Raw genomic sequence first — 20,098 nt, 5'->3', positions numbered from 1 at the left:
AAGCAGTTTTCCGGACGTTCTTGTGCGGCTTTGTGTTAGAATGGCCTTATGATTGATCTGTTTTCCCAGCTTGAAACTCGAGAAAAGCTTGCCGACGGCGCCGTTCTTTTGCGGGGATTTGCGCTCGCAAACGAAGCCGAAATTCTCAACGCCATGCAAGTCGTTGAGAATGATGCACCTTTTCGGAATATGACGACGCCAGGCGGATTTCGCATGTCAGTCGCTATGACAAATTGCGGGTCCTTTGGCTGGGTGACGGACCGGAAGGGCTATCGTTACAGCGCCCTTGATCCTGAAACGGAAAAGCCGTGGCCTTCTATGCCGGGGGCATTTCGCGATCTTGCAGAAAGCGCAGCGGTCGAAGCTGGTTATCCTGATTTCTTACCGGATGCCTGTCTCATCAATCGGTATGAACCCGGCGCAAAAATGTCTTTGCATCAGGATAAGGACGAGAAGGATTTCAAAAATCCGATTGTTTCTGTGTCGCTGGGACTACCCGCGACATTTCAATTCGGCGGATTGCAGCGCAGTGATCCGGTGCGAAAATTCGTGCTGCACCACGGCGATGTGGTCGTTTGGGGTGGCCCATCCCGACTCTTCTATCATGGTATTTTGCCATTGAAGGATGGAGAGTATCCGCAGTTTGGTCGAAATCGCTATAATCTTACATTCAGAAAAGCTAAATAACTCCAATTAGATGCGGGCTGTCTTTAACTCTATGCATTCATTTGGAACGCGCATTTTTTCCGCAATGCGCGTTAAAACAAATATTCAGATCGAACGCGCTCTAGTTGAACGCACCGCCGTCGCTTTTGCTTTCAGGTCGTTCGTTCGCAACCTTCTCACGATAGCCGCTGGCGCGGTAAGCTGCAATCGGCTCGATTGCTCCGCCGGTACGACGACGCGCTTCTGCCAGAATTGGCTCAACGTCGGTACGATAAGCGCGCTTCAACGTATCGGATGCCATCAGGGCATCGTTTTCCTGCTGATAGGTTTCCAGCGCTTCCCGATCCACCAACAAAGCCTGCGCATAAGCGCGGCGGATTTCATTAGCAGATGAAATCAGGCTTTCAATCGGGTCGGTCACATTGTGCGACTGATCGATCATATGTTCAGGATGGAAACCCTTTACACCGCGATAGTCTGCATCAACGAGCTCGTTGAACACGAGGAACAGACGGTATGGATCAATCGATCCCGCATCGAGATCGTCGTCGCCATATTTGCTGTCATTGAAATGGAAGCCACCGAGCTTTCCGAACTGGATCAACCGCGCCACGATCATTTCAATATTGGTGTTTGGTGCATGGTGGCCAAGATCGACCAGACATTGTGCCTTTGGACCAAGCGTCGAGGCTATAAGGTAATTCGTGCCCCAATCCTGAACGACTGTCGAATAGAAGGCTGGCTCATACATTTTGTGTTCAGAGAACAGCCGCCAGTCATCCGGAAGCGCTTTATAGATTTCACCCATCGAATGCAGATAACGCTCGAATGAACGAGTGAAATTCTGCTGGCCGGGGAAGTTTGAACCATCGCTGAGCCAGACTGTCAGAGCTTTGGAGCCAATGGCATTTCCGATCTCGATGCACGCAATATTATGTTCAATAGCCTGAGCGCGCACGGCCGGATCGACATGGGTAAGCGAGCCATATTTATAGGAATGCTGCTGATCAGCCGAATCCGAGAACGTGTTGGAATTCATCGCGTCAAAACCAAGCCCGAGTGCTTTCGCATGGGCTTTCAGTTTTTTCGGGTCAGCCTTATCCCACGGAATGTGCAGCGAAACATTTGGCGTTGCGCGTGAGAGTTCGTTGATGACCGAACAGTCGTCAAGTTTGTCGAAAATCCCGCGCGGCTCACCGCGACCAGGGAAACGGCCAAAGCGGGTACCACCCGTTCCTGTCCCCCACGAGGGAACAGCGACAAAATATTTTGCAACTTTCTCAGTGATGTTTTCAATTTCAATGCCGCGCCGGGCAAGCTGTTCGCCAAGAGCCTGATAGTCGCTCTTTTGTGCATTCTCAAAGCCGGAATTGTGCTCAGCGATGAAATCGGCTGCAATACTTTGTTCGGACATGGTTCCTCCCAGAATGTCCTCAATTTCTTGGATAAAAGGCAGGAAGGCAAGATCGCCTTACCTACCTTCTGAGTAATTAGCGCGGGAAGCTCTGCTGGTTTCCGGCGTCCACATTGATGATGTTGCCGGTGGACTTGGCCGATGCATCGCTTGAAAGGAAGTAGATCGCTTCAGCAATATCTTCCGGCAGTACATTGAGCTTGAGCAGCGAGCGCTTGCGATAATGTTCTTCCAGTTCCGTCACATCAATTTTCGATGACGCTGCACGCTGTTCCCGCCATTCGCCGTCCCAGATTTTCGAACCGCGCAGCACAGCATCCGGGTTGACCACGTTCACACGAATACCAGCTTCGGCACCTTCAAGGGCAAGACAACGCGCCAGATGGATTTCCGCAGCCTTTGCCGTGCAATAGGCGGATGCGCCCGGCGAAGCGGCGAGCCCATTCTTGGAAGCGACGAAAACCACGTTTCCGCCAAGTTTTTGACGCCGGAAAAGCCGGAATGCCTCACGAGAAACAAGAAAATATCCTGTAGCAAGTATGTCGATATTGCGGTTCCACATCGAAAGCTCGGTATTTTCGACCGAAGCAGACGATGCAATACCAGCATTTGAAACCAGTATATCGATGCCGCCCAGTTCAACACTTGCCTCTGTGAAAGCGTTGATGACGGCACCCTCATTGGTGACGTTCAGCTCGACGCTACGAACCTGATCGGCGCCAAAACGCTTGGCAAGATTTGTGTGAGCGGTTTTGAGCGATTCTGCGTCAATGTCTGCCAGAACCACGCAAGCGCCCTCACCTGCCAGACGTTCAGCGGTAGCATAGCCAATTCCACCTGCACCGCCGGTAATCAACGCAATGCGTCCGGCTAGGCTTTTAGGTTTCGGCATACGCTGGAGTTTGGCTTCTTCAAGCAGCCAATATTCAATATCGAACGCTTCCTGTTCGGGCAGCCCCTGATATTCAGATACGGATGATGCGCCGCGCATGACATTGATCGCGTTAACGTAGAACTCACCGGCAATACGCGCTGTCGCTTTGTCGCGCGCAAAAGACAACATGCCGACACCGGGGATCAGGAAAATGACCGGATTAGGATCCCGCATTTTCGGCGAATTGTCATGCTTGCAGCTCTCATAATAGCGCGTGTAATCAGCGCGATAGGCGTCGAGTGAAGCTTCAAGGCCAGCAACGACACCATCCACATCCGGTTTCGCGGGATCGAAATCGACCACAAGCGGGCGAATTTTCGTGCGCAAGAAGTGATCCGGGCAGGATGTGCCAAGGCGTGCGAGTGGCTCCAGTTCTTTCGAGTTTACAAATTGCAGAACCGCATCCTGATCATCGAAATGGCCAAGCTTGCGCTCTTCCTTTCCGATCAACCCGCGTATCTCCGGCATGAGACGCGCAGCAATTGCACGGCGTTCCGAAACATCCAGGCTTTGGGTCACGGAACCGCCAAAAGCGGCCTTGCCTTCACCCTTCTTATCAAGCCATTCGATAGCCTTGTTAATAATGGCAAGCGTCAGCTCATAGCAGTCCTTAGCGTCATTGGCCCAGGTAAAAAGACCATGACTTTCAAGGACTACGCCCTTTGCGTTCGGGTTTGACTTCACAAAGGATTCGAGGTCGAGACCAAGCTGGAAGCCCGGACGACGCCATGGCAGCCAGCCAATTTCATCGCCAAAAACCTCGGCAGTCAGCTCGCGTGAGTTGATTGATGCGGCAATTGCAATGATCGCATCAGGATGCATGTGATCAACATGGGTGAATGGTACAAAACCATGCAACGGCGTATCGATGGAAGCGGCACGGGGATTGAGATTGAATGTGCAGTGCGGAAGGAATCCGACCATACGGTCTTCGTCTTCAACGCCCTTATAGATGCCTTTCAGCGCGTCGAGCTTGTCCTGATAAAGCGTAGCAAAGCCGTCGAGCTTAATGGTGCCGACATCGCCGCCCGAGCCCTTGACCCAGAGCACTGGAACCTGTTCGCCGGTCAGCGGATCGATTTCCTGAACTTTTGCCGATGTATTCCCGCCACCATAATTGGTGATGCGCTTATCGGAACCGAGCAGGTTTGAACGATAAAGCAGCTTGCCTGGCTCATCCAACGTTGCCGCTTTGGCGTCATCCCAGCGATTATCCAAGAGCCTGCTTTGGACCACCATTTCATCCTCCCGTTTTATGGTGAAGACCGGAATGCGCTTTCTTTTTCACGCACAAACGATCATGTTGGGAAAAGATATGGCGTATTGTGCAAATTAATGTCAATCAAAAACGATCATAAATAATCATATATGTTATTTTTGTGCGCTATGATGATTGTTTATGATTGACACTACCCGCATTTGTGTTCGATACAAGAAAAAAGGAGGAGTCATGCACGAAAGAGAGCGCCACCGTATTATCCTGAGTGCTGTTCAGGAAAAGCCGGTGATCACCATTCAGGATCTGGTGGAATTGACGGAGGCGTCGGAAGCGACCCTTCGGCGCGACATTGCATCGCTTCACATGCAGGGCCGTATCAAGCGGGTTCGCGGCGGCGCGGAGGCTATCCATCCCCCGCAGTTCGGCAGCCTTGCAGGCCGACCTTTCAAGGTTTCGGAATCGGAAAACACGGATCGCAAGCGCGCGATTGCTCGCGAAGCTGTTTCGCTTTGCGAAGAAGGCGACAGCATCATCATCAACGGTGGTTCTACGACTTTCCAGATGGTGCATTATCTCGCGGCGCGTCGTCTGCAGGTGCTGACCAATTCCTTTGCCATCGCTGAACACCTTTTGCGCCAGTCAAAAAGCACGGTCATTGTGCCGGGAGGCGCGATCTATCGTGATCAGAGCCTTATTCTGTCGCCATTCGATAATGATGTGATCCGTAACTTCTACGGACGCCGCATGTTCATGGGCTGTCAGGGTGTCAGCCCTCTCGGCGTGATGGAAGCTGACGCCCTGATTATCCAGAGCGAGCAGAAACTCATGGGCCAGGCGGACGAAATTGTCCTGATGGTCGATTCATCGAAATTCACACGTCGCTCAAGCCTTATCCTCTGCCCTCTTGATCGGGTCAGCACGCTGATCACCGATGAAGGCATTTCGGATGATGCGCGGCGAATGGTGGAGAATGCGGGCATCAAGCTCATCGTAGCGCAGGTCTCTGCAAATGCTGGCAAGGGTGACGAACGGGGGGAAGCCACAGAAGTTGCCTAAGCTGTAACCAAACATATGAATGTTCTTAATCGGGAGGAATGGGACATGAAACTTTTTAAGAAACTGGCATTGAGCACAGCGTTGGCTGTTGCTTTCATAGCGAATGCCGCACAGGCCGCAGATATGAAGATCGCACTCGTTGCGAAATCGTTGGGTAATGGCTTTTTTGAAGCGGCCAATAAGGGCGCACAGGAAGCTGCCAAGGAACTGGGTGGCGTTGAAGTCATCTATACCGGACCAACGACAACGACTGCCGAAGGTCAGATTGAAGTCATCAATTCGCTGATTGCGCAAGGCGTGGATGCCATTGCAATCTCTGCAAACGATCCGGATGCGGTTGTTCCAGCACTCAAGAAGGCTGCGCAGCGCGGTATCAAGGTTATCTCTTGGGATTCCGGTGTCGCGCCTGAAGGCCGCATCGTCCATCTCAATCCATCATCGAACGATCTGATCGGAAAAATGTGCCTGACTCTGGCAGCTCATCATTTGCCAGGTGGCAAGGGTGATTTCGCGATCCTTTCGGCAACAACCACCTCGACCAACCAGAATATCTGGATTGACGAGATGAAGAAGCAGCTCAAGGATTTTCCGGGCCTTAATCTCGTCACCACCGTTTACGGTGATGACCTTGCCGACAAAAGCTACCGTGAAGCGCAGGGTCTCCTCACTTCCAATCCTGATGTGAAGGTGATTGTCGCTCCAACTACGGTGGGCGTGCTTGCTGCCTCGCAGGCTGTCAAAGATGCAGGCAAAATCGGCGATGTTTATGTAACCGGCCTTGGCCTGCCGTCTGAAATGGCAGGCGCCATCAAGTCGGGTGCAACCAAGGAATTCGCGATCTGGAACCCGATCGATCTGGGTTATTCTGCAACGCAGATTGCCTATCATCTCGTAAAGGGTGATGCAGACGGTAAGCCGGGCTCGGAAATCGAAGCCGGTCGCATGGGCAAAATCAAGATCGGCGAAAACGGCGAAGCCGCGATGAGCGATCCATTTGTCTATGACGCATCGAACATCGACGAATTCTCCAAGGTCTTTTAATTTTAAGACTGAGGCTGGCGGTGTGAGGGATAATCTTACACCGCCATCATTTTCCGAATTGAATTCAGGTATTTCTGATGAATGCAGCTTTGCAGAAAAGCGGGCAATCGGTGTTGCCTGCCGGCCATCCGGATACGCCTTTGCTGGAAATGCGCGGCATTGCCAAAACATTTCCCGGAGTGCGAGCGCTCGATAACGTCAATATCGCGCTCTATCCAGGCCAGGTAACAGCACTGATCGGCGAAAACGGAGCGGGCAAGTCGACGCTCGTTAAAATTCTGACGGGAATTTATCACCCGGACGAAGGCGAAATTCTGATTGATGGTCAGCCGGTTCATTTTTCAACTGCGCAGGATGCGACCGACGCCGGTGTAACCGCCATTCATCAGGAAACAGTGCTGTTCGACGAATTATCCGTTGGCGAGAATATCTATCTCGGCCACGCGCCCCGCACGAAGCTTGGCTTCGTCAATTGGGCGGCCGTTTTTGCACGGGCACAGGCTCTGCTCTCTTCGCTGGAAATCACGGTTGATGCACGTATCAAGCTGCGAGAACTTTCCATTGCGCAGCGGCATCTTGTTGCGATTGCGCGTGCGCTTTCGGTGGATTCCCGCGTCGTCATTATGGATGAGCCGACAGCGGCCCTGTCGCGCAAGGAAGTCGATGATCTTTTCCGCATCGTCGAGAGGCTGAAATCACAGGGCAAAGCAATCCTGTTCATCAGCCACAAATTCGATGAAGTCTATGAGATAGCGGATCGGTATGCGGTTTTCCGCGATGGTTGTGCGGTCGGGCACGGACTATTGTCGGAGATGAATGAACGCGAAATTGTCCGGCTGATGGTTGGACGCTCAGTGGAAAAGGCTTTTCCCAAGCAAGATGTTGCGCTTGGCGACACGGTGCTGAAGGTTACGAACTATTCTCATCCGACTGAGTTTCGCGATATATCGTTTGAACTGCGGCGCGGTGAAATCCTCGGTGTCTATGGTCTGGTGGGCGCTGGTCGTTCTGAGTTCGCTCAATCGCTGTTTGGCATGACGACGCCTTCATCCGGTCAAGTTGTGCTAGAAGGCAAGGAAATCAAAATCTGCCGCTCGGGCGATGCAATTGCTCAAGGCATTGTTTATGTGCCGGAAGAGCGCGGACGGCATGGCGCAGTTTTGCAGATGCCGATTTTTCAGAATGTATCGCTCCCCTCGCTGACGCGCACATCGCGGCGTGGGTTTCTGCGCCTGGCGGAAGAATTCAAGCTCGCACGCAAATATGCCGAGCGGTTTGATTTGCGCGCCGCCGCACTGTCGGTGCCGGTGGGAACGCTTTCCGGCGGCAATCAGCAGAAAGTGGTTATCGGTAAATGGCTCGCGACCCATCCAAAGGTCATCATTCTCGATGAACCGACCAAAGGCATCGACATTGGCTCGAAAGCAGCCGTCCATGAATTTATCAGCGAATTAGCTGCGGAAGGACTGAGCATCATCATGATCTCGTCCGAGCTACCCGAAATTATAGGTATGTCGGATCGCGTCATGGTGATGCGCGAAGGGCTGGTGGAAGGCGTTTTTGATCGTGCCGACCTTGATGCCGAAGTTCTGGTGCGTGCGGCCACTGGAAATGCCGGTGAGAATGCGGAGTAAGATATGAAACAGCTTCTCAAACAGCGCGAACTCCTGCTTCTTGTCATCATTGCAATCATGATCGGGCTGTTCTCAATACGTGCGCCGGGTTTCAGCTCGCCGCGCAATCTCGCGAACATTTTCAACGACACGTCGATCCTGATTATTCTGGCTCTGGGTCAGATGTCGGTGATCCTGACAAAGTCCATCGATCTTTCAGTCGCGGCCAATCTGGCATTTACCGGCATGGCGGTGGCGATGCTCAATGCCGCCTACCCTGAAATACCGCTGGTCGTGCTGATTGTTGCAGCCGTAGGCATTGGTGCCATTCTGGGTGCGATCAATGGAATTCTGGTTTGGAAGCTGGATATTCCAGCTATTGTGGTAACACTTGGCACACTGACCATCTATCGCGGCATGGCCTTTGTTCTGTCAGGTGGTGGCTGGGTCAATGCTCATCAGATGACCGGGCCGTTTCTTAATACGCCCCGCACGGTGTTTCTGGGGCTTCCGCTCCTAGGCTGGACGGCACTGCTCATCATCGGTTTCATCTATGTGCTGCTCACGCGCAGCTTCTTTGGCCGAGCACTTTATGCATCAGGTGGCAATCCGACGGCTGCGGTCTATGCCGGTATCGATGTGGGCCGCACGCGCTTCTTCGCCTTTGTACTGTCCGGCTCGTTGGCAGGGTTATGCGGTTATCTCTGGGTTTCACGCTATGCGGTTGCTTATGTCGATATCGCCAACGGATTTGAACTCGATAGCGTCGCTGCCTGCGTGATAGGCGGGATTTCAATCATCGGCGGCATTGGCACGGCCTTTGGCGCAGTGTTGGGTGCGCTGTTTCTCGGCGTTATCAAAAACGCCCTGCCCGTCATCAACATCTCACCCTTCTGGCAAATGGCGATTTCCGGCGCGGTTATCATCGCAGCCGTGATCTTCAATGCCCGACAGGAGAAACGCGGCGGACGTATCATTCTGCGCGACAAAGCCGCAAAGACTTATGAGGAGCCAGCCACGTGAGCGAGATAACGGAACGCCGTCATATCCCGGATCGGCTGGGAACGTCCTACACGCGGCTGTTTGCCAGTTGGGAAATGTTGTTGCTTGGCGTGGCGATTGCGATTTTCATCGCCAATTCATTTGCCTCGCCATATTTCCTCAATGCCTGGAACCTTTCCGACGCAACGTTCAATTTCACTGAGAAAGCGCTCATTGCCTTTGCAATGACGTTGCTCATCATCTCCGGTGAGATCGATCTGTCGGTTGCTGCGATCATTGCTTTAGCATCGACCGCCATGGGGGCCGCAGCACAGATGGGTGTAGGCACTCCGGGTCTTGTGTTAATCGGTATCGGTACAGGTCTTGTTTGCGGGGCGATCAATGGTGGACTTGTGGCTGGACTTAAGCTTCCCTCCATCGTTGTCACCATTGGTACGATGAGTCTGTTTCGTGGCATTTCCTATATTGTACTTGGCGACAAAGCCTATGGCGGATATCCGGAAAGCTTCGCTTATTTCGGACAGGGCTATGTCATCTGGGTTTTCTCGTTTGAATTTGTGCTGTTCGTCGCTTTTGCACTGATTTTCGGCGTACTGCTGCATGCCACCACTTTCGGACGACGCATTTATGCCATCGGCAATAATGAGTTTGCTTCGCGCTTTTCTGGCATCCCTGTCGAGCGCATGAAGTTCACACTGTTCATGCTCACAGGGCTGATGAGTGGCATAGCTGCCGTGTGCCTCACCTCACGCCTTGGCTCCACCCGGCCATCCATTGCACAGGGCTGGGAACTTGAAATCATAACGATGGTCGTGCTCGGTGGTGTGTCGATCCTCGGCGGCGCAGGCAGCATCATCGGCGTTGTAATCGCGGCTTTTGTGATGGGGCTTGTGACCTTCGGCCTCGGCCTTCTCAATGTGCCGGGCATTGTCATGTCGATCTTCATCGGGCTTTTGCTGATCACCACGATCTCGCTGCCAATCCTTGGGCGCAAATTCAAAGCAAGGCAAAAGTCATGAACAGTGAACGATATGCTTTCCGCATGAAGCTTCATCCCGGTCAGGAAGCAGAATACCGGCGCCGTCATGATGAAATCTGGCCCGAGCTTATCGATCTGCTGCAGCAATCCGGAGTGTCTGATTATTCGATATGGCTGGATGAGGACACACATATCCTTTTCGGCACGCTTACCCGAACCAAGACGCATGACATGGCAGCGTTGCCAGATCATCCGGTCATGAAGAAATGGTGGGCGCATATGGCCGACATCATGGAAACGAATGCCGATAATTCGCCGATTTCCATCGACCTCAAACCTGTCTTTCATATGCCATGAAACATATTGCCATTCTCGATGTCGGCAAAACCAATGCCAAGACCGTTCTGCTTGATGCAGTAACAGGTGAAGAGGTTGCCGTGCGGCGCATCCCAAACACAGTGCTGCACGATGGTCCCTATCCGCATTATGATCTGGAGACGCTGTGGGGCTTTTTCCTGAAAAGCCTTACCGAGTTTGCAAAAGCCCCGGGCTTTGACGCTATTTCGATTACAACCCATGGTGCGAGTGCAGTATTGCTCGACAAGGATGGCGAGCTTGCCATGCCCACGCTTGATTACGAGCATGATTATGGCGCTGAAATCCGTGAAAACTATGCACGCATCAAGCCGGACTTCGCGCTGACTTATTCGCCAACACTTTCGCTGGGGCTCAATGTCGGCGCACAGCTTCATTACCTGAAGACAGTTTTTCCTGAACAGTTTGCCGAAACGGCGCTGGTCGTGACCTATCCGCAATACTGGGCCTATAGGTTGACCGGGGTTCCTGCGGTCGAGCTGACATCACTCGGATGCCATACGGATCTTTGGCTGCCGAAAAGCGGTACTTATTCGTCGCTGGTCGAAAGCCTTGGCCTTGAGGGCAAGTTTCCGCCGCTGCGATCGGCATTCGATGCGCTGGACAATCTGCTGCCCGAACTCGCGCAGGAGATTGGGCTTGTCGCCACTGTTCCCGTCTATTGCGGTATCCATGATTCAAACGCCTCCTTACTTCCGCATCTCATGGATCGTGAGCCGCCCTTTTCGGTTGTCTCGACGGGTACATGGGTTGTGAGTTTTGCAGTTGGCGGTGATCTCGAAGGGCTTGATCCGAAACGCGATACGCTCGCCAATGTCGATGCCTATGGTCGCGCTGTTCCCTCTGCCCGCTATATGGGCGGACGCGAATTCGACGTGATGACTGCAAATCTGATGCCCCCGAGCGAAGAAGAGTATGAACGCGTCCTGGATCAGGTTTTGGCACACGGCATCATGGCTTTACCTTCTGCTGTGCCGGGTTGCGGGCCGTACCCGGATACTTCGCTACGCTGGTTAAACGCCGAAGATGCAAGACCAGCGGAGCGTTATGTAGCTTCCTGCCTTTATGCAGCACTGATGACGCAGAGTTGCCTTGAGCTTCTGGGTGCTGATGGTCAAATAATCGTCGAAGGTCCATTCGCGGCAAACAGCATCTATCTTCATGCTCTGGCAGGTTTCGCTGGTCGAGATGTGATTGCTGTTTCAGGGACGACAGGGACTGCGATGGGGGCTGCTTTACTTGCCGGAGCTGCGGTTCCGTCAATCTCTGAACGTATCTTTAGTCCAGCTAATGAAACATATAAAAACTATAAAATACAATGGTTAGATAGCATTAATTAATAAAGTAATTTAAATTTAAGGCGCCCGGATTTCAAACCAGAAACCCGGGCGTCTTTTTTATCAGTTGAGCGCCTTGTCTCGTGTTTCCACATTTATGAAGAAGGCGATTATTCCCGCAAGCGCCAGCAAGCCTGCAAACATTGCAACAGCCGTATTGAAGCTCTGTGTGACGACAATCGCCAATGCCGAAGGTGCGAGTAATCCGCCAAGGCGTGCCATAGCGCCTGCCGCGCCCATGCCGCTTGCACGCAATGCTGTCGGATAAAGCTCCGGCGTAAACGCATAAAGCGCGCCCCATGTGCCGAGCAGAGCAAAGCTCATGATGAGGATCGATGCACCAACCAGGGCAGAGCTTCCGGCGATAGTGAAAAGCGCGCAGGCAGCGGCACTTATGAACAGGAAGCCGATCAGCGTCTTACGACGGCCCCAAGCCTCGACGCCATATGCGGCCAGCGCATAACCGGGCAGCTGTGCCAGTGCAACGACGACCAGGAAGCCATAACCACGCACGAAGCCGAAGCCATCACTTGCAAGCTTGGCCGGAATCCATGTGAAGATGCCGTAATAGGATACAGAAACAAGGAACCATATCGCCAGCGTGGTCAGCGTGCGCTGACGCAGATTTGGCGAAAGAAGTTTTTCGTTTGTCACCAGAAGCGGTGCATCAAGAACAGCCTTTGGCGGCAGCTCCGGCTTGCCGTTACGCCGCAGAACGCGATTCATCACGCTTTTTGCTTCTTGTGTCTGACCGGTTTTGAGCAAATGCATCGGGGATTCAGGAATCCAGATACGCAGCCAGATGCCGATCAAGGCCGGTGCGGCGGTAACGACGAAAATGTAGCGCCACGCATCGGCCACGCCTGCAAGGCTTGCGGCCCACGCAGCAAGCGCAATGATCACTGTGCCAACAGCCCAAAAACCTTCGAGCATAACCAGCCAGCGGCCACGATTCTTGGATGGCAGAAATTCTGCCATCATTGCATAATCAACGGGTAAGGTTCCGCCGACCGCGATACCGGTCAAAAAGCGAAGGCCGAGAAGAATAGCAAAGTTCGGCGAGAAAGCAGACAGCAAGCCAAACACTGCATCACATGCAACTGTAATGAGAAGAACGCGGCGGCGACCATATTTGTCGGCAAGCCTGCCAAACAGTGCTGCACCAATCAGCATTCCGAAGAAGAACAGCGTACCAGTCTGCAACGCCTGTGGAACGGTGAGGCCGAAAGTTGCGGCGATCGAGGCTGCGGTGAAACCTACCGCTAGGACCTGCATGGCATCTGCAGCCCATACAAGTCCGAATACACCGAGAAGATTGCGCTGGAAGGGGCCGGCTCCGGCCTGATCGAGCGTTTGTTCGATTGTAACTTTCATGCCGCGATGATCCCCTCTTTCCGGCCGAAATTCTACGGTGCTTTTGCTGCGCCTCTCAGCCTCGTCTGTCAATCGCGATTTGATCGAAATAAGACGCTTTTGCTTAAAATGAGCATAAGTATCTTTAACGTGCGTTTTTCTGGTCACGCCTCAATGTCTGTTTGTGAGTTTCGCGCGATCTCAAAAGCGTCTAGGACTGTTGATAAATTGAGGTGGGATGAGAGCATGACCTATACGGCAAGAGATTTTGGTATCGTTTGTGGAACAATGCCAACAGGCGATAAGAACGTTATCACCGATGTTCCTGGTGTTCTGGTTGGACAACACACAGTTAAAGATGGCGACATCAATACCGGCGTCACGGCCATCATGCCTCACAGCGGCAATCTCTATCGGCAGAAAGTTCTTGGCGCCTGCGATATCATCAACGGCTTTGGCAAAAGCATCGGTCTGATGCAGGTGGAGGAATTGGGCACTATCGAGACCCCTATTCTGCTTACCAATACGTTCGGCGTCGGAACTTGCGCCAATACCCTTATTCGTGAGGCAATTGCCGCAAATCCTGATATCGGCAGGACGACCGCAACCGTCAATCCCGTTGTTCTCGAGTGTAATGATGGGCCATTCAATGACATTCAAGCTTTGGCGATAACTGAGGATCATGCGCGGCTAGCACTTGGAAATGCCAGCAATCGCTTCCTTCAGGGCAATGTCGGTGCAGGAACCGGCATGACATGCTTCGGTTTCAAGGGGGGTGTTGGTAGTGCATCTCGTCGGTTTGATCTGAATGGCGAAGTCTATCACCTTGGCATTCTGGCGCTCACAAATTTTGGGCGCACTGGCGATCTGATTCTGCCGGATGGGCGCAGGCCATCGCCAAAGACCATTGCGCAATCGGAAAAAGGCTCGGTCATCCTTGTGCTCGCAACCGATGTGCCGCTCGAACATCGGCAATTAAAGCGTGTTTCGAAACGTTGTGGTGCGGGATTGGCTCGCCTCGGTGCATTCTGGGGCAATGGCAGCGGCGATATTGCGATTGGTTTTTCAACGGCTGCAACATTCGATCACGATGAAGCATCCGACTTGATCTCATTAAAGGCTCTGAACGAGAATCGTATCGACATTCTTTTCCGGGCCGCCGCTGAGGCCGCGCAGGAGGCCGTGCTGAATTCCATGTGTGCGGCTGAAACCTTTGTTGGTCGTGGCGGAAATCGCCGCATTTCCTTGGCGGATTGGCTTAAAAGTTCCGAGTCTCACTGAGTCTGATGAAAGAGCCGTGGCAGTACAGCTTCCACGGCTCGTAAAACGAGCAGAAGTTTTCTGATTTTTTAATAAAATAGATTATTTTAAATCTATATCGTATTGTTATTTAATAATAAAATGTGATTGTATTATACAAGTTAATGCCCTGGGTCGATTGATGGGACCAAAGAAATTTGTCGGTTTTGAGTGAATTATGAAGGGGGTTGTTAACCTTCATTTTTTATTACTAAGGCTCATTCAGGCGACATATCTATGGTTCGGGTATCATGCGTAATTTGAGAGAAAATCTTCCCCATACAGATGGAAATCGTGCAGAGTCTGCTCCAGAGCAGAAGCCGCAGCGCGACCCGTTGGGAGCGCATTCGCCAAATTCGGACGGGACGTGGAAATCGTATTTTTCACTCGGTGCGAATGTGCGTTTTACCCGCACGCCAGAGATTGATCTGGTGCGTCGTCGCGGTGAAGATCTGCCGGATATCAATGGTCGTGCGAAGCCTGCGGAGGTGGAAGCTGATCATGCTCCGGTCGAGATCGAAAAAGTTGCGGAAGCTCAGCCAATGGCTGTTGCTGCTCTTCAGCAGTCCGTTTCACAGAATATGGTTCGCACACCCGTCGCGCCCGTGCCGCCTGTTCTGACGACCGTACCAGCCGAAACCGTAGTCCAGCCTGTCGAAGTAGCGCCTGTTTTGGCTGCCCAATCGATTGATGTTCAGCCTGTAGCGAATGTAGCCGCAGCTATTTCGGCATTCTCACATTTGTCGGATTTTGCTTTTTGGGAAAGCTTTGATTTTGATGCCGTGCCAGTTCAGTCTGTTGCCGTTATTGCAGAAGTTGAAGAAGTTGAAGAAGTTGCAACGCCAAAGCGTGCTGCGCCGACTGTTGAATCGATCATCGCACAGTTCCGCACGGTTGAATGGAACAAGGGTAAGTCTCAGGAGGCTCCTGCTGCTGTCGTAGAACAGCCTGCTCCGGTTGCTGAAGTTGCTCAGCCAGACCAGACTGCTCCAGCTCCACAGCCAGTTGCTATACCCGTTGCAGAAGTGGTGATTGAATCACCTCGTGCGCTTATCGAAGAGGCTGCACCTCAGGCACCTGTCGAAGTCGTCACTGATGTTGCTGCTGAAGCAACGGAAGATCAAGGCGTGCTTACTGTCGCTGAAGCAGAAGAGCATGTGGTCGAGGACATTGTGGCTCCTGAACCTGTTGCAGAAATGCCAAAGGTTGAAGCCCCTACGAAGACAGCCCCTTCAATCGCTCTTTATCAGCCGCAGCCCCTCCCCCGGACAGAAGCTGTCGTCATGCATGGCGACTATGAATTTCCGCCGCGTGACCTGCTGCAGGAACCGCCTTCGCTCGATGGCAATGTCATCACGCAGGAAATGCTTGAGCGCAGTGCTGGCCTTCTCGAAAGCGTGCTTGAAGACTTCGGTGTGCGTGGTGAAATCATCCATGTTCGTCCTGGCCCTGTCGTCACACTCTATGAGTTTGAACCAGCTCCCGGCGTTAAGTCGTCCCGCGTGATAGGTCTTGCTGATGATATTGCGCGTTCGATGTCGGCACTCTCTGCACGTGTTGCCGTTGTTCCGGGGCGTAACGTCATTGGCATCGAACTACCAAATGCCAATCGCGAGACCGTCTATCTGCGCGAAATGATTGACTCCCGCACCTTCGAATCCTCGAACTACCGCCTGCCGCTTTGTCTGGGCAAAGGCATCGGTGGTGAGCCGATCATCGCAGAACTTGCGAAGATGCCTCACCTGCTCGTAGCAGGCACCACCGGTTCGGGTAAGTCTGTCGCTATCAATACGATGATTCTGTCGCTCCTCTACCGCTTCAAACCGGAAGAATGCCGCCTTATCATGGTCGATCCGAAGATGCTGGAACTCTCCATCTATGATGGCATTCCGCACCTGCTGACGCCAGTTGTGACCGATCCGAAGAAGGCCGTTGTGGCTCTGAAATGGGCCGTGCGCGAAATGGAAGACCGCTATCGCAAGATGGCACGTCTGGGCGTTCGCAACATCGAAGGTTTCAATCAGCGTGCAGCGTCTGCAAAGGGCAAAGGCGAAACCGTCATGTGCACGGTGCAGTCCGGCTTTGACAAGGAAACCGGCGAAGCAACCTATGTTCAGGAAGAACTCGACCTGACGCCAATGCCATATATCGTCGTGATTATTGACGAAATGGCCGACCTGATGATGGTTGCCGGCAAGGACATTGAAGGTGCTGTACAACGTCTTGCACAGATGGCGCGTGCTGCTGGTATCCACCTTATCATGGCAACGCAGCGTCCTTCTGTTGACGTTATCACCGGTACGATCAAGGCTAACTTCCCGACCCGTATTTCGTTCCAGGTCACGTCTAAGATCGACAGCCGTACCATTCTTGGTGAAATGGGTGCCGAACAGCTTCTCGGTCAGGGCGATATGCTGCATATGGCCGGCGGTGGCCGCATTGTTCGCGTCCATGGACCATTCGTTTCGGATGAAGAAGTTGAAAAGGTCGTCAATCATCTGAAAGAACAGGGTCGTCCTGATTATCTGGCGACTGTCACCGAAGACGAGGAAGATGAAGATGCCGTGCAGGACACTGCAGTCTTCGATGCTTCGGCCATGGCTTCGGAAGACAGTGACGATGTGTATGAACAGGCTGTGAAGGTTGTTTTGCGTGATAAGAAGTGCTCGACTTCTTACATCCAGCGTCGCCTCGGCATTGGTTACAACCGCGCGGCTTCACTTGTCGAGCGTATGGAACAGGAAGGCCTTGTCGGTGCGGCTAACCATGTTGGTAAGCGTGAAATCCTCACTGGCAACCGCGATTAAGTGATCGGATTATAGATTGCAGAAGCCGGGTCGTTTCAACGATCCGGCCTTTTATTATGCGTGTGCAATGACTTACGCAGGGTTGTATTTGGTGCTTGTCAACCACCCCAATAAGGTTAATACTTAGTTCATTCGCACATTCTTGACTACCGGACGGAGTAGCCGTTGAGGCTCCTACCGCGCCCAAAAACAGGGAGAATGATCGATGAGAAGCATCACAATTGGACCAAGTGCAAAGCCTACCCCTGTAACGACACAGATGCTGCAGAATGCTCAAACTCAGATGCAGCAACCTTCTGACGATAAAACACAGGTTTGCAATGTTCTACGTCTTTCTAAGGGCGGTTACTCACATCGCAGACGCAGAGTTCATAAAAACGCATAATTAAATCTTAAAATATTCAAGCGCCGCATCCGGTCAGAGGGGTGTCGGCGCTGTTTCTTATTGATCAATCACGTAGTTTTGCCCCGGCCGCCCTTTATTACAGCGCGCATCTGGAGTATTTCAAACAGCAATTCTCCCCATCTCCCAGGAATAATCATGACAACGCCCATGCAAGCCAGTTCGACATCGCAAAAGAAGAAATCACGCTTCTTCCTTGGCTTCATGGCTGTTTTGGGGGCGCTGTTTTTCGCATTGTTTCTGAGCCTCGGCATCTGGCAAGTCGAGCGCCTGCATTGGAAGCTCGACTTGATTGCCCGCGTTGATGCGCGCGTTCATTCGGAGCCGGTCGCTGCTCCGGGCAAAGACGATTGGGCCAATGTCAATCAGGCCGATGACGAGTACCGGCATGTCACGCTGACCGGCTCTTACCTCAATGACAAGGAAGTGCTGGTTCGTGCGCTGACTGAACGCGGTTCAGGCTTTTGGGTGCTGACGCCGTTGCGTTCAGATGATGGTACACTGACCTTCATCAATCGTGGTTTCATTCCTGATACCAAGCGCGATCCATCTTCACGCGTAGAAACGCAAATCGCGGGCGAGACGACCGTAACTGGCCTTCTGCGCATGCCGGAGCCTGATGGCTTCTTCCTTCGTCCCAACGACCCTGCCCGCAATGATTGGAATTCGCGAGATGTCAAAGCTTTCGCTGAAAAAGAAGGCTTGGGGGCAGTCGCGCCCTATTTCATTGATGCAGATAATAACTCCAATCCGGGCAACGTGCCTATTGGCGGGCTTACGGTTGTTACCTTCCGCAACAACCATCTCTCTTATGCAATCACATGGTTTGCGCTTGCAGCCATGATTGCCGGTGCTGCCATTTTGGTATGGCGGTACGAGCGCAAATCAAAGCACTAATTCCAACACTCCATCAGTATGAGTAATGGAGTGTTGGTTAAGTCCGAGTGGAGATTGAACTTTTTCAAGGCGTGATGCGTCAGCATATTGGGCCGCGTTGGTATAAAGGCGTGTCTCCCGAAAGTGGAAGCCGATTTTGGTATAAAGACGTGTTCTAGAGCGTGTCGCAGTTAATTGTATACGCTGCGCTCTCTCTCTATCTCTTTGCTTTTGCTCATGTCGTTATGGGATCGTCGCGGGATTAAGAAATCAGTCCTGTGGACTGATTTCTCCGCGAAAGCGGTTCTCAATTTTCCGCGACATGCTTTAGGCATGGAGCGCGTGGCCGAGTGCTTTCAGGCTGGCTTCGGCAAAGCCTTCACCAAGGGTCGGATGAGCGTGGATCGTTCCTGCTATATCCTCAAGGCGTGTGCCTGTTTCAACAGCAAGCGCAAAGGCGGATGACAGCTCGGAAATCCCGACACCAACGGCCTGAATGCCAAGCATCAGGTGGTTATCAGCGCGGGCGACAACCCGGATAAAACCATCTTCCCGCTCGATAGTCATCGCGCGTCCATTGGCCTGAAACGGGAAAATGCCGGTCTGGATATTATGACCTGCCTTGCGCGCTTCATCAGGAGATAAGCCGACTGTTACGATCTCAGGATCAGTAAAGCAGACTGCCGGGATGCAGCGCTTATCCCAGGCCTGTTTGCCGCCCGCAATGATTTCAGCAACCATTTCGCCCTGAACCATAGCTCTATGCGCAAGCATGGGCTCACCTGTTACATCGCCGATGGCATAAACGCCGCGCATTGATGTGCGACATTTGTCATCGATGCGGATAAAGCGGCCATCCATATCGAGCCGGATTTCGCTCAAACCCCAGCCATCGGTTTGGGGCTTGCGGCCAACCGTGACAAGAATTTTGTCGGCAGGAATTGAATGCCTTTTGCCATCACCCAGCAACACATCCAGCGCTTTTCCATCGGCGGATAAGCCTTTGGCAGACGTATTCGTCAGCACGTCAACGCCGAGTACTTTCAGCCGTGCCATGATCGGGCGTGTCAGCTCTGCATCATATTGCGGTAGGATGCGATCAGTGGCTTCAACGACGGTCACTTTTGCACCAAGCTTTGCAAAGGCCGTACCGATCTCGAGCCCGATATAACCACCGCCAACGATTGCAAGCTTTTCAGGGATCTTATCGAGTGAAAGCGCTTCCGTTGAGGAGATGACATTGCCGCCAAAAGGCAGTGACTGAATTTCAACCGGCACCGACCCTGTTGCGATCACAATGGTCTCGGCATGGATAGTCTGGCGACCGGTGTCGGTATCCACCACAACGGTTTTACCATCCATAAAACGCGCCTGCCCCTGGAACATTCGCACGCGGGAGCGTTTCAGAAGTCCGGCGACACCGCTGTTCAGGCGATTGACGATGCCGTCTTTCCATTCGAGCGTTTTGGCAAAATCGATCTTAGGACTTTCAGCTGTGATGCCAAGCGTACCTTTCGACGCGAATGTCGTGAGGCGGTGGTACTCGTCAGCGGCATGAATAACAGCTTTGGACGGTATGCAGCCGACATTAAGACAGGTCCCGCCCAGCCGCTTTTTCTCGACCAGAACCGTATCGATCCCAAGCTGGCCTGCGCGAATACCGCAGACATAACCGCCGGGACCGCCACCAATGATCAGAAGTTTGCAGGAAATCTCACTCATCC

Annotated in this window: 16 protein-coding genes; 12 read left to right on the top strand and 4 right to left on the bottom strand. The window is 52.7% G+C overall.

The features are described 5' to 3' along the window. Positions 1–48: 48 nt before the first annotated feature. Positions 49–687 carry a DNA oxidative demethylase AlkB gene (alkB, locus tag QSJ70_RS05460; RefSeq protein WP_285535082.1) on the top strand — a complete coding sequence of 213 codons (639 nt, stop codon included), beginning with the start codon at positions 49–51 and terminating at the stop codon, positions 685–687. 100 nt (positions 688–787) lie between these two features. Here the strand turns inward: alkB and rhaI are convergent, their stop codons facing one another. Beyond that, the gene (gene rhaI, locus QSJ70_RS05455) at positions 788–2,080 is read right to left on the bottom strand and encodes an L-rhamnose catabolism isomerase (protein WP_285535081.1); all 1,293 of its coding nucleotides are present in this window, start codon (positions 2,078–2,080) and stop codon (positions 788–790) included. Positions 2,081–2,156: 76 nt separating this feature from the next. Then, positions 2,157–4,253: a bifunctional rhamnulose-1-phosphate aldolase/short-chain dehydrogenase gene (locus tag QSJ70_RS05450; RefSeq protein ID WP_285535080.1), complete on the bottom strand. Its 2,097-nt coding sequence runs from the start codon at positions 4,251–4,253 to the stop codon at positions 2,157–2,159. 211 nt (positions 4,254–4,464) lie between these two features. Between QSJ70_RS05450 and QSJ70_RS05445 the strand changes: the two genes are divergently transcribed. From QSJ70_RS05445 to QSJ70_RS05415, 7 genes are all read left to right on the top strand, one after another. Beyond that, entirely contained in the window at positions 4,465–5,289 is an 825-nt protein-coding gene (locus tag QSJ70_RS05445) for a DeoR/GlpR family DNA-binding transcription regulator (RefSeq protein WP_064321714.1), read from the top strand. A gap of 45 nt (positions 5,290–5,334) precedes the next feature. Next, a complete protein-coding gene (gene rhaS / locus QSJ70_RS05440; protein ID WP_285535079.1) occupies positions 5,335–6,330 on the top strand; it encodes a rhamnose ABC transporter substrate-binding protein in 996 nt (331 codons plus the stop codon). Between the two features lie 77 nt (positions 6,331–6,407). Then, the gene (locus tag QSJ70_RS05435; protein WP_285535078.1) at positions 6,408–7,964 is read left to right on the top strand and encodes a sugar ABC transporter ATP-binding protein; all 1,557 of its coding nucleotides are present in this window, start codon (positions 6,408–6,410) and stop codon (positions 7,962–7,964) included. 3 nt (positions 7,965–7,967) lie between these two features. Beyond that, the gene (locus QSJ70_RS05430; protein WP_285535077.1) at positions 7,968–8,966 is read left to right on the top strand and encodes an ABC transporter permease; all 999 of its coding nucleotides are present in this window, start codon (positions 7,968–7,970) and stop codon (positions 8,964–8,966) included. Beyond that, entirely contained in the window at positions 8,963–9,964 is a 1,002-nt protein-coding gene (locus QSJ70_RS05425; protein ID WP_285535076.1) for an ABC transporter permease, read from the top strand. The genes QSJ70_RS05430 and QSJ70_RS05425 overlap by 4 nt, the downstream gene beginning before the upstream one ends. Beyond that, complete coding sequence (rhaM, locus tag QSJ70_RS05420) at positions 9,961–10,281, top strand: L-rhamnose mutarotase (protein WP_215778863.1); 321 nt, start codon at positions 9,961–9,963, stop codon at positions 10,279–10,281. The genes QSJ70_RS05425 and rhaM overlap by 4 nt, the downstream gene beginning before the upstream one ends. Beyond that, a complete protein-coding gene (locus QSJ70_RS05415) occupies positions 10,278–11,639 on the top strand; it encodes an FGGY-family carbohydrate kinase (protein WP_285535075.1) in 1,362 nt (453 codons plus the stop codon). Before rhaM ends, QSJ70_RS05415 begins: the two co-directional genes overlap by 4 nt. A 60-nt stretch (positions 11,640–11,699) precedes the next feature. Here QSJ70_RS05415 and QSJ70_RS05410 read toward each other — a convergent pair whose 3' ends face one another. Beyond that, on the bottom strand, positions 11,700–13,010 hold the full coding sequence (locus QSJ70_RS05410) for an MFS transporter (RefSeq protein ID WP_215778867.1): 1,311 nt from the start codon (positions 13,008–13,010) through the stop codon (positions 11,700–11,702). A gap of 225 nt (positions 13,011–13,235) precedes the next feature. On the opposite strand from QSJ70_RS05410, the gene QSJ70_RS05405 reads away from it, so the two are divergent. From QSJ70_RS05405 to QSJ70_RS05390, 4 genes are all read left to right on the top strand, one after another. Beyond that, positions 13,236–14,270, top strand: coding sequence for a DmpA family aminopeptidase (locus QSJ70_RS05405; RefSeq protein ID WP_215778869.1), 1,035 nt, complete (start codon positions 13,236–13,238; stop codon positions 14,268–14,270). A 269-nt stretch (positions 14,271–14,539) separates the two neighbouring features. Further along, entirely contained in the window at positions 14,540–17,095 is a 2,556-nt protein-coding gene (locus QSJ70_RS05400) for a DNA translocase FtsK (RefSeq protein WP_285535074.1), read from the top strand. Positions 17,096–17,300: 205 nt separating this feature from the next. Further along, entirely contained in the window at positions 17,301–17,480 is a 180-nt protein-coding gene (locus QSJ70_RS05395) for a hypothetical protein (protein ID WP_252349105.1), read from the top strand. Positions 17,481–17,636: 156 nt separating this feature from the next. After that, positions 17,637–18,395: an SURF1 family protein gene (locus tag QSJ70_RS05390; RefSeq protein WP_285535073.1), complete on the top strand. Its 759-nt coding sequence runs from the start codon at positions 17,637–17,639 to the stop codon at positions 18,393–18,395. A gap of 306 nt (positions 18,396–18,701) precedes the next feature. On the opposite strand, the gene lpdA is transcribed toward QSJ70_RS05390, so the two are convergent. Further along, complete coding sequence (lpdA, locus tag QSJ70_RS05385) at positions 18,702–20,096, bottom strand: dihydrolipoyl dehydrogenase (protein WP_215778872.1); 1,395 nt, start codon at positions 20,094–20,096, stop codon at positions 18,702–18,704. Positions 20,097–20,098: the final 2 nt, after the last annotated feature.

Origin of the sequence: Brucella sp. NBRC 12950, assembly GCF_030268145.1 — a bacterium.
GTDB lineage: Bacteria > Pseudomonadota > Alphaproteobacteria > Rhizobiales > Rhizobiaceae > Brucella.
Note: the sequence above shows the minus strand (reverse complement) of the source record. Positions and strands in the feature narration are given on the sequence as shown.